General features: G+C 56.4%; 9 protein-coding genes. 8 read left to right on the forward strand and 1 reads right to left on the reverse strand.

Translation table 11 applies throughout. The features are described from left to right. Nucleotides 1-96: 96 nt before the first annotated feature. Entirely contained in the window at nt 97-1,134 is a 1,038-nt protein-coding gene (locus D3A97_RS14225; RefSeq protein ID WP_119079147.1) for an adenylate/guanylate cyclase domain-containing protein, read from the reverse strand. Nucleotides 1,135-1,379: 245 nt separating this feature from the next. Here D3A97_RS14225 and D3A97_RS14230 point away from each other — a divergent pair, with 245 nt between their 5' ends. The 8 genes from D3A97_RS14230 (at nt 1,380) to D3A97_RS14265 (ending at nt 15,678) form a co-directional block, all read left to right on the forward strand. After that, a complete protein-coding gene (locus D3A97_RS14230) occupies nt 1,380-3,092 on the forward strand; it encodes an IlvD/Edd family dehydratase (protein WP_119079148.1) in 1,713 nt (570 codons plus the stop codon). 14 nt (nt 3,093-3,106) lie between these two features. Further along, the gene (locus D3A97_RS14235) at nt 3,107-3,874 is read left to right on the forward strand and encodes an SDR family NAD(P)-dependent oxidoreductase (protein WP_119079149.1); all 768 of its coding nucleotides are present in this window, start codon (nt 3,107-3,109) and stop codon (nt 3,872-3,874) included. A 95-nt stretch (nt 3,875-3,969) separates the two neighbouring features. Beyond that, nucleotides 3,970-6,795: an FAD-binding and (Fe-S)-binding domain-containing protein gene (locus tag D3A97_RS14240; RefSeq protein WP_119079573.1), complete on the forward strand. Its 2,826-nt coding sequence runs from the start codon at nt 3,970-3,972 to the stop codon at nt 6,793-6,795. A 75-nt stretch (nt 6,796-6,870) separates the two neighbouring features. Then, a complete protein-coding gene (locus D3A97_RS14245) occupies nt 6,871-7,437 on the forward strand; it encodes an RNA polymerase sigma-70 factor (RefSeq protein WP_119079150.1) in 567 nt (188 codons plus the stop codon). A gap of 64 nt (nt 7,438-7,501) precedes the next feature. Beyond that, nucleotides 7,502-8,656, forward strand: coding sequence for a FecR family protein (locus D3A97_RS14250; protein WP_119079151.1), 1,155 nt, complete (start codon nt 7,502-7,504; stop codon nt 8,654-8,656). A 186-nt stretch (nt 8,657-8,842) separates the two neighbouring features. After that, complete coding sequence (locus tag D3A97_RS14255; protein WP_198673996.1) at nt 8,843-12,088, forward strand: TonB-dependent receptor; 3,246 nt, start codon at nt 8,843-8,845, stop codon at nt 12,086-12,088. 24 nt (nt 12,089-12,112) lie between these two features. Beyond that, nucleotides 12,113-13,570 carry a RagB/SusD family nutrient uptake outer membrane protein gene (locus D3A97_RS14260; protein ID WP_198673997.1) on the forward strand — a complete coding sequence of 486 codons (1,458 nt, stop codon included), beginning with the start codon at nt 12,113-12,115 and terminating at the stop codon, nt 13,568-13,570. Next, nucleotides 13,570-15,678, forward strand: coding sequence for a beta-galactosidase (locus D3A97_RS14265; RefSeq protein WP_119079153.1), 2,109 nt, complete (start codon nt 13,570-13,572; stop codon nt 15,676-15,678). Before D3A97_RS14260 ends, D3A97_RS14265 begins: the two co-directional genes overlap by 1 nt. Nucleotides 15,679-15,683 lie beyond the last annotated feature (5 nt).

The following is a 15,683-nucleotide window of genomic DNA, read 5'->3' on the forward strand; positions in this document are numbered from 1 at the left end:
CTTTATTCGCAGCGCAAATTACACGCACGGGGAGCCACACCATTTATACATTCCGTAAATTGATTTACGAGATCGGGAAAAAGTTTTGGGGAGCGCCTAGCTGTTCACAGATGGCCTGAGCGCTATCAGCCGCATCTCTTTTTCTTTTCCCCGCAGCCTGATAACGCCCAGCGCGGCCGTGCTGTACTGGCTGGTGAGGCGCAGGTTGGCGGCCAGGTCTGCGGACATGATCACTTCTTCATTAAATTCCTTGCACAGGCTTTGTATGCGGGAAGTGGTATTCAGCACGTCCCCGGAATAGGTGATGTCACGCTTGATCACGCCTATTTCTCCGGCAATAACATGCCCGCAATGGATGCCTGCTTTGAAGGAGGGCAATACGCCGTATTGCTGCAGGTATTTTTCTTCTTTCTTTTGCAGGTAACGCTTGATGTCAAAAAAACACTGTACGCACTGGCTGTTCTCAATGCCGTTCTCATATTGCCATGCTATCACCACCTCGTCCCCGACATATTGATAGATCTCTCCTTTACAGTCCAGCACCGGGTTGGTGATGTCCATAAAAAAGTCTTTCAGCAGTTCGTGGTATTTTTTATCGCCCAGCCTTTCAGCAATGGAGGTGGAGGAGTTGATGTCCAGGAACATGAAGATCCTGCGTTCTTCGCGCGGCGTATTATACTTGCCGCTGATGATGTTCCAGAACGTACCGGGGCCAAACTTGCTGTTGATCTGCAACAGCAGTTGCGTGGTGGCTACCACTACGGCCCATACCAGCCCGTTCTTGGCCATGCGGATGCTGTCTGGCAGGGAGAAGGCGCGCAGTATGAGGTTGATGGTGAGGATGATGAGGATGAAAGAAATGGTCACTACCAGGATGGTCTGCCCGTATGGTTTATCCTGGTACTTCACGTTTACAAAGAAAATGAGGGAACCGCCGCCCAGCAGCGCGCCAAAGAGGCCAATCCCCATATTGAGCGCAATAGAGGCGGCCAGTGTATATTGTGCGGAAGGGCCGGCGGCGTTATGGGTGTGCAATACAAGATGGTCATATATGGCGATCAGCAGGCCGATGACCAGCCAGGTGATCACCACCACGCCCAGTTGCCGGAATTTGAACTGAGTTGTACCGTTCATGGGGTGCAGTTTTAAGGCTCCAATTACCCTCCGAAAGTAACCAGATAAATCCATTTGCCCAATGAAGGCCCTGATCTTTTTTAAGCCGGGAAACGGTGTGCTGTAGCGACGGCGGCCGCTTGCGGCAAGTATTTTTACCACAGGCCAGGGAATTTCTCCATTGAACTGTAATATGGAACGGGGGGGCTGTTACCAGATACTTATATAAAATTGTATTTTGTACGTACACGTAAACAGCACAACACATGCAAGAATCGCTCAGAAGCCGGCAGTGGTTTGGAAGAAAGGGGAAAGACGGGTTTATTTACCGCGCCTGGATGAAGAACCAGGGCATTCCGCCGGATGAGTTCAACGGCAAGCCTGTGATAGGCATCTGCAACACATGGTCTGAACTGACGCCCTGCAACGCGCATTTCAGGGAGCTGGCGGAGTCCGTAAAGCGCGGCATCCTGGAAGCCGGTGGTTTCCCGGTAGAGTTCCCGGTAATGTCTCTCGGGGAAACATTGATGAAGCCTACGGCCATGCTATACCGCAACCTGGTGAGCATGGACGTGGAAGAATCTGTGCGCGCCAACCCGGTAGACGGGGTGGTGCTGCTCTGCGGGTGCGACAAAACCACGCCTTCCCTGGTAATGGGCGCCTGCAGTGTAGACCTGCCGGCCATTGTTGTATCCGGCGGCGCCATGCTCACCGGCAAATACAATGGTCGGGATATTGGTACCAGCGATATCTGGCGGTTCACGGACGAAGTACGTTCCGGCGCCATGTCTGAAGAAGCGCTGAACCTGGCGGAAGCCGGTATGTGCCGCAGCCGCGGCCATTGCGCCGTAATGGGCACCGCTTCTTCCATGGCCTGCATGGTGGAGGCCCTTGGCCTCTCCCTGCCCGGCAACGCCGCTATTCCCGCCGCAGACGCAAGCCGCAAGGTACTGGCGCAGCTCTCCGGCCGCCGCATTACAGACATGGTGCGCAGCAATATAAAGTTGTCTGACATTCTCACACGGCAGGCGTTTGAAAATGCCATACGGGTAAACGCGGCCGTTGGCGGCTCCACCAATTTTGTGATACACCTGCTGGCCATAGCCGGCAGAATTGGCGTGGAGCTGGGCATGGACGATTTTGACCGCCTTTCCGCCAACATCCCCCTCATTGCAAACCTGCAGCCTTCCGGTAAATATTTTATGGAAGACCTGTACTATGCCGGCGGACTGCCCGCCGTGATGCGGGAGCTGCTGCCCTGGCTGCATGCAGACGCGGTAACGGCCAACGGCAACACTGTACGGCAGAATGTGGAGAACGCCGTTTCCAATAACAGAGACGTGATAGCGCCGGTGGATGCGCCCTTCAACCCGCTCTCCGGCGTGGTGGTGCTGCGCGGCAACCTTTGCGAGGCGGGCGCGGTATTGAAGCCTTCCGCCGCCAGCCCGCGGCTGTTGCAGCATACCGGCAAGGCGGTAGTGTTCGAGAACATTGAAGATTATAAAGCGCGTATAGACGATCCGGCCCTGCCCGTAGACGAGAACAGCATACTGGTGCTCAAGAACGTAGGCCCCAAAGGGTACCCCGGCATGCCGGAAGTGGGCAACATGAGCCTGCCCAAAAAACTGCTGGCAAAGGGCGTTACAGACATGGTGCGGATCTCTGACGGCAGGATGAGCGGCACCGGGTTTGGCACCGTTGTGCTGCACGTTTCTCCCGAGGCCGCCGCCGGCGGCACGCTGGCCCTGGTAGAGAACGGTGACCTCATTGCGCTGGATGTGGCCGGCCGCTCCCTCCGCCTGCTGGTGGAAGAGGAGGTGCTGGCCCGCAGAAGGGCCGCCTGGCAGGCTGCTGAAAGCCCTTACCGCCGCGGCTATGTGCAATTGTACGTGCAGCATGTGGAGCAGGCGCACCTCGGCGCGGATTTCGATTTTCTAAAAGGAAGCTCCGGCAGCGAAGTGCTGCGGGACTCGCATTAACCGCAATCAGTAAAATGGATAAACAGTCTTTCAAAGGAAAAGTAGCTATTGTAACCGGGGCCGGGCAAGGGATAGGATTTGACATAGCGCGGCAGCTGGCCGCGGAGGGCGCGGCCGTTATACTGAACGATATTGACGCCCAACTGGCGGAGAAAGCCGCGCAGCGGATCACCAACGCCAACGGCGCCTGTGTGCCGGTACCGGGCAATACGGCGGAACTGCCGGTGATACGCAGCATGGTGGCTACCGCTGTAAACAGCTTTGGCCGGCTGGACATTGCGGTGGCCAATGCGGGCATCACCCTCTTCGGCAACTTCCTCACTTACCCCCAGGAGTCCCTGCAGCAGGTGTTGCAGGTAAACCTGGGCGGCACCTTCTTTCTGGCGCAGGAAGCGGCTAAACAGATGATCAGCCAGGGCGGCGGCGGCTCGCTGCTGTTCATGTCTTCCGTAACCGGCCACCAGGCGCATAAAGACCTGGCCGCGTATGGTATGACAAAGGCCGCGCTCGAAATGCTGGCCAAAAACCTGGTAATAGAACTGTCAGGGTACGGCATCACGGTCAACACGGTAGCGCCCGGCGCTACGCTTACGGAAAGAACGATGAATGACCCCGCTTATGAAAAGGTATGGTCAGACATTACGCCCATGGGCCGCCCCGCCAACACCGCAGATATTGCCGCCGCCGTGCTGTTCCTCGTTTCCGGCAAGGCCCGCCACATCACCGGGCAATGCCTGGTGATAGACGGGGGCTGGACTTCCGTCAGCCCTTCTCCTTTCTGATAATTTGATGCGGAAAACCAGGTGATTTTTTATGATCTTTGGTGATTGCCGGCGGTGTTATGGAGAACTGCTTGCCGGTAAAAAATGCAAAACATATGAATCCAGGGGAAGGGTTAAAACAGATACTACCGGAAGCACGTATCAAAACAAGGCTGATAGACAGGGTGGCGTACGCGGCAGACGCGGGTTTTTACCACCTTGTGCCGCAGGCCATTGTACAACCGGTCAATGAAGAAGAAATAGCCGCACTGTTCAGCTTTTCACATACACATAAAATACCCATGGTGTTCCGCACCGGCGGTACCAGCTTGTCCGGGCAGTCCATTACAGACGGTATCCTGGTAGATCTCAGCCAGTACTGGAACCGCATGAACATTGCGGAAGAGGGCCGCCTGGTGCGCGTGCAGCCGGGCATTACCGGCGCCATGGTGAATGCTTACCTGAAAAAATACAAACGGAAAATAGGGCCGGACCCTTCCAGCATCAGCGCCGCCATGATGGGCGGCATTCTCTCCAACAACGCCAGCGGCATGTGTTGCGGCGTGCAGTACAACTCGTACCATACTACGCGGTACATCCGGTTTATGCTGGCAGACGGGCAGGTGTTCTCCACGGAAGTGCCGGCGGACTATGACCGCTTTCTGCAGGCCTGTTCCACCCTGGCGGAAGAGCTGAACGCCCTGCGCCGCGAGGTGATGGAAAACGCTGACCTGCATCAGACCATCCGCCGCAAATACGAAACAAAAAACACGGTGGGCTACTCCCTCAACGCGCTCATTGACTATGAGCACCCGCTGGATATTTTTGCGCACCTGCTGATAGGGGCGGAAGGCACGCTGGCCTTCATTGCAGAAGCCGTAATGGAAACCATTCCTGACGAGCCCTGCAAAAGCACGGCGCTGCTGTACTTCCCGGATATTTACGCGGCCTGCCAGGCCATTCAGCCGCTCAAGGATGCGGGCGCGCTGATGGTGGAACTGATGGACAGGGCCTCCCTGCGCGCGGTAGAGCACCTGCCTGGCATGGACCCCTTTGTGAAAACCCTGCCGCCGCCGGCCGCCGCCCTGCTGATAGAGTTCCAGGAACCTGCCGTGGAACAGCTGGAGCAGCGGGTGAACGGTTTCCTGACGGAAGTGGGCCGCCTTTCCCTCCTCAACGCGCCGGTGTTTACCGTAGACCCTGATGAAAGGGAATTTCTCTGGAAAGTACGCAAGGGCCTGTTCCCCGCCGTGGGGGCGGTGAGGGCCAGCGGTACCACCGTTATTCTTGAAGATGTGGCCTTCCCGCTTCATACCATGGGAGACGCCATCCTGGAGCTGCAGGACCTTTTCAAGCGATACAATTATGACAACGCTATCATCTTCGGCCACGCCCGCGATGGCAACATACATTTTGTAGTTACCCAGTCTTTTAACGATGCCGCGGAGATAGACCGCTACGACCGTTTTCTGCGGGACGTAGTGGAGCTGGTAGTGAAAAAATACAACGGCACCCTCAAGGCCGAACACGGCACCGGCCGCAACATGGCGCCCTTTGTGGAAACGGAATGGGGCGGGGATGCTTACCGCATCATGCAGCGCATCAAGGCGGCGGCAGACCGGTGGGCCCTGCTGAACCCCGGGGTGATCATCAACGCGGACAAGGAAGTGCATATCAAAAACCTGAAGCAGCTGCCCTCTGTAGAAGCGGAAGTAGACCGCTGCATTGAATGCGGTTACTGCGAGCCGGTATGCCCCAGCCGCAACCTCACCACCACGCCGCGGCGCCGCATAGTGGTGCGCCGCACGCTGGAGGCCATGAAAATGGCGCATGCGGGATCAGACCGCCAGGTGCTGCTGGACCAGTACCAGTATGATGTGCTGGACACCTGCGCTGTAGACGGCCTCTGCGCCGGGGCATGTCCGGTAGATATCAATACCGGCGACCTAGTGAAGCGCCTCCGCCGGGAAAATCATTCATCCTCCGCCAATAAAACAGCGCTGTGGGTAGCCAAAAATTTCAGGGCTGCCGAGCGGGCCGCGCGCATTGGTCTGACAGTAGCAATGGGCTTCAGCGCCGTGCTGGGGCATCAAACCATTACCGGCATCACCAGGCTGCTGCGCAAAATAATACCCGCCGTACCCCTGTGGTCAGACCAGTTCGTAACACCGCCTTCGCTGAAAGCGCTGAAGACCGCGCCCACAGAAGGCGCCAATGGTACGGTGGTGTACTTTCCGGCTTGCATATCCAGGTTGCTGGGTACTTCCCGCACCGGCAAAAAGAACATCATGGAAACCTTCCTGGAAGTGTCTGCCAAGGCAGGCATTGGCGTGAAGGTGATAGGGAATGCGGAAGGCAGCTGCTGCGGGCAGATCTTTCACTCCAAAGGTTTTGGGGATGCGTACCGCCATACGGCCAATCATATTATTGAACAATTGTGGGAAAACTCCGCCCGAGGCCGTTACCCGGTGGTGATAGACGTAAGCTCCTGCGCGTACACGCTGCATGGCCACCGCCCGCACCTGACAGCGGAGAACCAGGCCCGGTTTGACAAGCTGCGTATCATAGACAGCGTGGACTATTTGCATGACATGGTGATAGACGCCTGCAAACCCGCCGTTAAAAAAGATAATGTGGTGCTGCACCCCGTTTGCTCCCTGAAAAAAATGGGCACGGAAAACAAGTTCAGGAAAATAGCGGAGCGTTTTGCGGAACGTGTAACCATACCGGTGCAGGCCGGCTGCTGTGGCATGGCCGGAGACCGGGGTTTCCTTTTCCCCGAGCTGACCGCTTCCGCTACGTTTCATGAGGCCGCTGAAGTGAAGGCGAACGAATACAGCGGTTACTATTCCTCCACCAAAACCTGCGAAATGGCCATGGCGGAGGCTGTGAACAGGAATTACGAGTCTATCCTGTATATGGTGAATGAATGCACGGCGTGATGGCTAAAAAAAATACTGTACCTTGAGAAAGGGTATTTGTTATATTTTTAAGGGAGCTTCCAATATTCTGACGTTATGCATATGCTCAACCAATATACGGACAGTGAGCTGCTGGATTTGCTGGCAAAAGGCAATGACGCGGCTTTTACCGAAATATACAACCGGTATTGGAAGAAGCTGTTTGCCGTTGCGGCCGCCAAAATACAGGATATGGAAGAGGCGGAAGAAATTGTGCAGGAAATATTCGTGTCCCTCTGGAAAAGGCGCGAAGCCTTGCAGATAACCACTGCGCTGGACAGGTACCTGGTTGTTTCCGTCAAATACCGCGTTATAAAAGTACTGGCCAGGCGCCACCACAGCCGCCAGTACCTGAACAGCCTGCAGGCGCCCGCCCTCGAAGATGACTCCACACAACAATGGCTGGCCTTTGAAGAGCTGCAGGAACGCCTGGAGGCGCTGGTAAGCGGCCTCCCGGAAAAATGCCAGCTGGTATACCGGCTGAGCCGCGAGAAAGGTTATTCCCAGCAACAGATAGCGGAAGCCCTGCAGATATCCGAAAAAACAGTAGAAGCCCACCTGGGCAAGGCGCTCAAAACCCTGCGCCATGGCCTCAACCAGTTCCTGCTGTCCATACTCCTGTAAATTTTTTTCAACCCGCTAAGGGATTCCCTCCGCTCAGGGCACTTGTTAGTAAAGGCCCTGCAAAATGCAACCCTCCAATCAGGAACATCGCTACGAAGAGCTGGCGGCCAAATGGCTGAACGGGACCATTACGCCCGAAGAAGAAAAAGAGTTTGCCGGCTGGTTCAATGATGGCAACAGCGGCCCTATGCTGGTGCCGGAAGCATTGGGGAGCAGCGAGGAGGCGCATCGGCGGCGTTTGCTGAACAAGGTGAGGCAAGCGGCAGGCCTGCAGCACGGGAAGACCGTACGCATGCGCCGTTGGGCCATAGCGGCCTCGCTGGCGCTGGTGGCGGGAGCGGCGGCATTGTACCTGCTGAGGCCGTCCGCCACAGCTCCGCGGCAGATGGCCATTCAACAGCCCGCCGCCATGGAAGATGCGGCGCCCGGCGGCAACAAGGCCGTGCTCACGCTGGCCAACGGCTCGCAAATAGTGCTGGACAGTGCGGGGCAGGGCGTATTGGCCACCCAGGGAGGTACCGCGGTGATCAAGTCGCAGCAGGGCCAGCTGGTATATAAGGAAGAAGAAAACACGGAGAATACGGCCGCTGTGGCCATGAATACGCTGCGCACGCCAAGAGGCGGGCAATACATGATCGTGTTGCCGGACGGTACAAAAGTATGGCTCAACTCACAATCATCACTGCAGTTCCCGGCTGTGTTCAACGGGAAGGAAAGGGTGGTGCAGCTGACAGGGGAGGCTTACTTCGAAGTGGCGCATAACAAACAGAAACCGTTCCGCGTAGCATCTGCGGGAGCACATATAGAAGTATTGGGCACGCACTTCAACGTAATGGCCTATGCCAACGAGCCGCACATGGAAACCACCCTCCTGGAAGGCGCGGTGAGAGTGAGCAAAGGCAGCCGGAGCGAAGTGATAAAGCCGGGCCGGCAGGTACAATTGTCCGGCAGCGAAATGACGGTGCGCAGCGTAGATACAGACGATGCCATTGCCTGGAAGACCGGCCTCTTCCGGTTCAACAATCACTCGCTGAAAAGTATTATGCGCCAAATAGAGCGTTGGTACGATGTGCAGATAGATTATGCTTCCATGCCGGACAAAGAGTACAGCGGCATGATGCGCAGAACGTCCAATCTTTCTGAAGTATTAAAAATGCTGGAGGTAGCAGGCCGGGTAAGATTTACCATAGAGGGCCGCACAGTAAGGGCAATTCAATAGATCAATTATAACGGGCATGAGATGTACACGCGGGCCGCATAGCCTGTGCGGGAAAGTTATGCCTTATTCAACCAAAACTTTAACTTGACATCTTCTATGAATGTTACGGCTATTTGTAAATGGCTCCTTGCGCAATGCCATCAGGTAAAGGAGCATTGTACTGTTCACCAAAAACTGTTCCGTGCCATGAAAATGACCACTGTTCTACTGACTGTTATTTGCCTGCAGGTAAGCGCTTCGGCGTTTTCGCAGCAGTACACGCTCACAGAAAAGAACGCTTCATTGGAAGCAGTGCTGAAGAAGATCAGTACACAGAGCGGTTATCTTTTTTTGTTTGATTCCAGGCAGATGAAAATGAGCAAGCCGGTAACGGTGAGCGTCAGGAACGCCTCACTGGAAACGGTGTTGCAGCAATGCCTGGAAGGTCAGCCTTTCACGTATGAGCTGATGAACAAAACGATTGTGATCAAACTGAAGGCCGCGCCGGAACGTAAACCGGCGCCGGCGGCCGCGGCAGACACCCTCCGCGGGCTGGTCACCAATACGGCCGGAGAGCCTGTGCCCGGTGTTTCGGTGAGCATCAAAGGCACCACCAAAGGTACGGTAACGGACGTGCAGGGCCGCTACGTCCTCTACGGCGTGGAGCTGACGCCAGATGCCGTGCTGGTGTTCCGCATGATAGGCTTTCAGCCGTTTGAGGCCCGCGCTGCCGCGGGAAAGCCGCTCAACATCACCCTGCAGGTAGAGCAGTCAAAGCTGGATGAAGTGGTAGTGGTAGGGTACGGCACGCAGAAACGCAGCGACCTCACCGGCTCTATTTCTTCCGTAAAAGGAGAGCAGCTGGCCTCACAGGCCATCCGCAACCCCATACAGGCGCTGACCGGCCTGGCGCCCGGCATACAGGTGCTGCAGAACTCCGGCGAGCCTGGCAGCGCCCTGAGCGTGCGCGTGCGGGGCGGTAACTCGCTGATCGGCGGCAATGAGCCCATGTACGTGATAGATGGTTTCCCGGTAACAGGCTCGCTGGACAATCTCAACCCCAGCGATATCCTCAATATTGAAGTGCTGAAAGACGCTTCCGCCACAGCCGTTTACGGCTCAAGAGGCGCAAACGGCGTAGTGCTGGTGACCACCAAAAAAGGGAAAGCGGGCCGCACGCAGGTGAATTACGACGGTTATTATGGTTTTCAGCAGGTCACCAAAAAAATAGACATGCTGAACGCGCAGGAATTTGCCACCCTGGCCAATACCCGCGCTAAAAACGACAACGAAACGCCGTTTTTTACCGATGCGCAGATTGCGGCCTTTGGCAAGGGAACAGACTGGCAGGATGAGATCTTCCAGACGGCTCCCATCCAGAACCACGCCCTGTCTGTTTCCGGCGGGAGCGAGAAAACACGCTTCAACCTGTCTGCCAGTTATTTTGACCAGGATGGCGTTATCATCAACTCCTATTACAACCGCGCGCAACTGCGGGCCAACCTGGAGCATAACATCAGCGACAACTGGAAAATATCTTTCAACAATATTCTCAGCAGAACAAGAAATAACTTCCTCTTCAGCAATAATACGGAACGCGGCGCGGGTGTGCTGAGCGGAGCGCTCATAGTGCCGCCTACCTTGCCGGTGTTCAATGCAGACGGCAGCTACAGCAATGTGCGGCCGTATGCCTTCAGTCCTGACATTGCTGAAAACCCCGTTGCCATGGCGCGGGAGCGCAAGAACGTGACGGCCCGTAACGAGCTGCTCTCCAATCTTTTCCTGGAAGGTACCCTGCTGCCGGGCCTGGTGTTCCGCACTTCCGTAGGGGTGCAATACGCCAACGCCCGTACCGATTTTTATTCGCCCACTATCTTCCAGCCTTCCGCCAAAGGCAGCGCTTCCATTACCTACGCGGAGTCTATGAACATTGTGAACGAAAATACGCTCACGTATACCAAAACCTTTAACAAAGACCACCAGCTGACGGTGCTGGGCGGTTTGATGGCGGAAAAGAACAAGAACCAGAACCTGGCCGCCAGCGCCACCGGTTTTTTGACCAATACGCTGGAAAATAACAGCCTGCAATCAGGCTCCACACCCGGCATACCCAGCTCCGGCAGCAGCGAGTACGCCATACTTTCCGGGCTGGGCCGCGTGAACTATGGTTACAAAGGCAAATACCTGCTTACCGGCAGCTTGCGGGCGGATGGTTCTTCCCGCTTCGGCAAGGCCAACCGCTGGGGATATTTCCCTTCCGCCGCGCTGGCATGGCGGGTGAGCGAAGAACCGTTCTGGCAGGGTGTTAAAGATGTAGTGAACGATCTGAAGCTGCGCGGCAGCTGGGGGCTGACGGGCAACACCGCCGTATCGCCTTTCCAGTCGCTCGCCATTCTGTCTAGCGTGCAAACCGTGCTGGATGAAAGCCTCTACATCGGTTTTGCGCCGGGTACGGCCAGGCCCAACCCGGAGCTGAAGTGGGAAACCACGCGGCAGATAGATGCCGGTATTGACGTAGGCCTCTTCAGCAGCCGCGTGCAACTGAGCATAGACCTTTATACCAAACGCACCAACGACCTGTTAAGCTCCGTACCGGTACATTCCTCCAGCGGGTATTCCAATACCATCCGCAACCTGGGCACCGTGCAGAACAAAGGGATGGACATTTCCATCCAGTCTGCCGTATTCCGGGACGGGCCTTTCTTCTGGGACCTTGGCCTCAATTTTTCCATGAACCGCAACAAGGTGATCACCCTCAGCGGCGGCACGGACATTTTCGGTGAAACGCTCGGCAATACCCTGCCCGCCATGAGCCTGGTACGCGAAGGTTACCCCATCGGCGTGTTCTATGGGTACCTGGAGAACGGGCTGAACGCCAACGGCGAGATCGTTTACCACGACCTGGACAAGAACGGCACTATCAACAGCCTTGACCGCACCATTATCGGAGACCCCAATCCCGGTTATATCATCGGCCTCAACTCCCGCATGCGTTATAAACAATTTGACCTGAACATACTGGTCACCAGCGTGCAGGACGTAGACATACTGAACTATAATTTGTCTAACGTGGCAGACGGTTTCAGCTTCGGCATCAACCAGATGCGCGATGTGCTGGGCAATTACTGGACGGCTGAAAACCCAGACCCCAACGCCAAATACCCGAAGATCAGCAAAAGCACGCGCTACCTCGGCTCTGACCGGCATATTGAAGACGGGTCTTATGTACGGGTAAAGAACATCCAGCTGTCTTACACGCTGGCCGCAGACAACCGGTTCATCCGTTCCGGCTCCCAGGTGTACCTGGCGGTGCAGAACCCTTTCACCTTCACCCGTTACACGTTTTTCACACCGGAGATCAACACCCGCGGCGCCGGTATTTCCAAGGGCATAGACCAATTTGGCTACCCGGATGCGCGCTCCCTGATGCTGGGCTTGAAAATCAGGTTATAGTTCATTGCTTCAAATTGTACGATCATGATGAAACCAAACATTCTTTTTATACTGAGCTTTTGTTTCCTTTTTACCGCCTGCAGCAAGTTCCTGGACGAAGTGCCGGAAGACAGGCTGGCCGAAGAGAACTTTTATAAAAATGCGGAAGACGCGCGCTCTGCAGTTAATGCTGTGTACAACCCGTTGCGGTCCGGCGTTTTCAGGGGCCCTTATTTCCTGCAAACGGAAATTATGGCAGACTATGCGGAGGGCAGAGGTTCCACTTCCATCATTGGTGAGTACCATGGGCTGGACGTGGTGAATATTACACGCGTGGCCACCCTTTGGGACGGGCTGTACCGCACCATCCGCAACGCCAACATTGCTATTGAGAACATCCCCGCCGTGCCTTCCATGAGTGATGGCGACAAGAACGCCCTCATAGCCGAGGCCCGCTTTTTGCGCGCTTTCAGCTATTACCACCTGGTGCGGAACTGGGGCGCGGTACCGCTGTACCTCAGCACCACCACCGCCAGCTCTCCCCGTAAACCGGTAGAAGAGGTGTATGCGGCTATTGCGGACGATCTGCAGTTTGCGGAGGCCAGCCTGCCGCCCAAAGGCGCGCAGTACGGCCGCCCGGGTACCGGCGCCGCCAAGGCGTTGCTGGCGGAAGTATACCTCACCACCGGCAAGTACGAGCAGGCAAGGGACAAGGCGGAGGAAGTAATCACCTCCGGCAGCTTTTCACTGGTGAATATCAGCAAGGCGGAAGATTGGGACAATGTGTTCGGCGCTACCGTCAACGGATCGCCGGAAGAAGTGTTTTACCTCAAATTCAGCCATCTTGACGGCTGGGAGTGGCCCCACAACCTGCTTTACAGCGAAACCAGCTTTTCCCCTTTCGGCAATTACGTGATCTATTCCACCCTGGATAACAAGTTCCTCAACGCCTGGGATGCGCAGGATACGCGTAAACAATGGGGCGTATTTACCGAATACACCAACCGCAAAACCGGCCAGGTGGAAAAGCTGCCGGTATCTACGCCGGTGCAGTTCAGCAAATGGCGCGATCCGGCGGCCCCCACTACCGTTGGGCACGGCAACGACTATCCGTTTCTCCGTTATGCAGACGTATTGCTGATCTATGCCGAAGCGGCCAACATGGCCGAAGGCGCTCCTTCCGCCACAGCCCTGGAGCGGTTGAACATGATCCACAGAAGGGGGTACGGGTACCCGTACAACGCGCCTTCCGCGGTAGACTTCCCCGCCACCGGCTGGACGCAGGAGAGTTTCCGCGATGCGGTATTGCAGGAGCGGGCGTATGAACTGTTCATGGAAGGGAAACGCTGGCTTGACCTGAAACGCACCGGCAAGGTAAAGGCCGTGATCAAGGCGAACAAGGGCAGGGACGTGCAGGACGTTCACCTGAACTGGCCTATTCCCCAGCAGGAAATTGATACCAACCCTGACATTACACAGGCAGATCAGAATACCGGGTACTAATGAAGAACAGCATGATGAAACAGGTATTATTAATGGCGGCGGTGGTCCTGCACGGGTCATTCGCCGCCCTGCGGGCGCAATCTTTACCTGGAGGAGCAGCTTCCGTACGGCAGCTGAAGGGTGCTGGCGCGGCTGTTGCGCAATCTATAGCCGGTGGAAAAACTTCCGTACAACGGGTGAATGGCGCAGGCAAAGCTGCTGATATATTGCAGCCCCTGCCTGCCCGCGCCGAAGTGAAAATGCATGCCGGCGTACCGGCGCTGTATGTAAACGGCCGGCTGACGCCACCGTTCGCGTACATGTCTTACTTCGGAAAACCGCGTTATTACAGGGAGGCGGCGGGCGCAGGCATCCACCTGTACAACGTGCCCGCTTACCTCGGAGACCAGGGCATCAATTCCTCCTCCGGCATCAAACCCTTCAGGCAGGCCATCTGGCAGGGGCCGGGAAAGTTTGACCTCAGCGGGCTGGAAAAGGAAATGGCGGAACTGCTCGAGGCAGACCCCGCCGCCAGGATCATCATCCGCATTTATCTTGACCCGCCCCGTTGGTGGGAACAGCAACACCCCGGCGGGGTGGCCCTGCAGCCGGACGGCAGCAGCTTCCGGCTGAGTTTTTCTTCCCCGGAATGGCGGCAGGATGCGGGAGACGCACTGCGTACGCTGGTGCGGGAACTGCTGCGCTCGCCCTACGGCAACAGCCTTGTTGGCATACATGTAGCGGCCGGGTCTACAGAAGAATGGTTCTATCACTTCAAGTCTTTTTTTCATGACGGGAGCGATGTGCGCAAAACCGCCTTCCGGCAATGGCTGCGGCAGCGCTACCATCACAGTGCGGACGCGCTCAAAAAAGCCTGGGGCCGCGATGCGGATTTTGACAACGCATTGCCCGCAGACATCAGCGGCGCCGAGAAGAAAAACGAATGGAGCACCGATGCCCGTTTCATCAACACCCTGGAGTTTCACGGGGAGAGCCTTACAGACCTTGTGGCCTATTTCTGCCGTATCGTAAAAGAGGCCAGCAACGGCACTTTGCTTACCGGCGCGTTTTACGGCTACCATCTTTTTGTGAACGACCCGCGCCGCGGCCACAGCGCGCTGCCAAAGCTGCTGCAATGCAAGGAGCTGGACTATCTTTCCAGCCCCAATGATTACAAACGCGTGGCGGGCGAAGACTGGATGCCCATGGCCGCCATCAAATCACTGCAGCTGCACGGCAAGCTATGGCTGGCGGAAAACGATACCCGCACCTTCAAAACAACGCTGCTGCGGGAGCGGAGGCCAGACGTGGAGCCGCCCGGGGACTGGTACGCCAAAGGCGTATGGATAGGCCCGGAAAGCCCCGAACTGTCTGCCTCGCTGCTGAAGAAGAACCTGGCCCGCATGCTGGCTTACGGGTACGGCGGCTGGTGGTTTGACATGTGGGGCGGCTGGTTCAGCGATGAGCGGCTGCTGGCCGTACTGCGGCAGGGGCAAACATATTTTGCGCAATACCCGTTGGCAGAAACCCCGCAGATGCGGCCGCAGGTAGCCGTAGTGGCCGACGCGGCGTTGCAGAACAGGGATGCCTCATTTGGCGCTCTCACCGGCGAAATTACCGGCAACCGTTATGCCCTGGGCAAAGGAGGCGCACCGTTTGACATTTATCTCCGCAATGATATGGACAGCATCGCTTCTCCGTACAAGCTGGTATGGCTCATGGGCATCATGGATGTAAATAATCACGAAAACGGGCTTATAAAAGCATGGCTGGCCAGAGGTATGGCCGTATTGCATACGGACGGGCGCAGCAGTACGTTCTATTTGCCCGGTGGCAATGCGCCGGCGGCTTACCCCGGCAAAGTGAAATGGGACGCGGCGGAGCTGGCCGCCTTGTACAACAAGGCAGGCGTACATTGTTACCTGCCGCCCGGAGACGTGGTATATGCAGGCCGCGGATGGCTGGCCGTACACAGCGGCAGCGGGGGAAAGAAAACGGTGCGGCTGCCGGCCCCGGCAACGGTAACAGACCCTGAAACAAAGCAGGTATTGGGCCGCAACGTCCGTACGTTCACCATCAACCAGTTACCCGGTGCTACCGGTTTGTTCAGCATAGATTTTATCCATTAAAACAT

It is taken from the genome of Chitinophaga alhagiae, assembly GCF_003568665.1.
GTDB classification, from domain to species: domain Bacteria; phylum Bacteroidota; class Bacteroidia; order Chitinophagales; family Chitinophagaceae; genus Chitinophaga; species Chitinophaga alhagiae.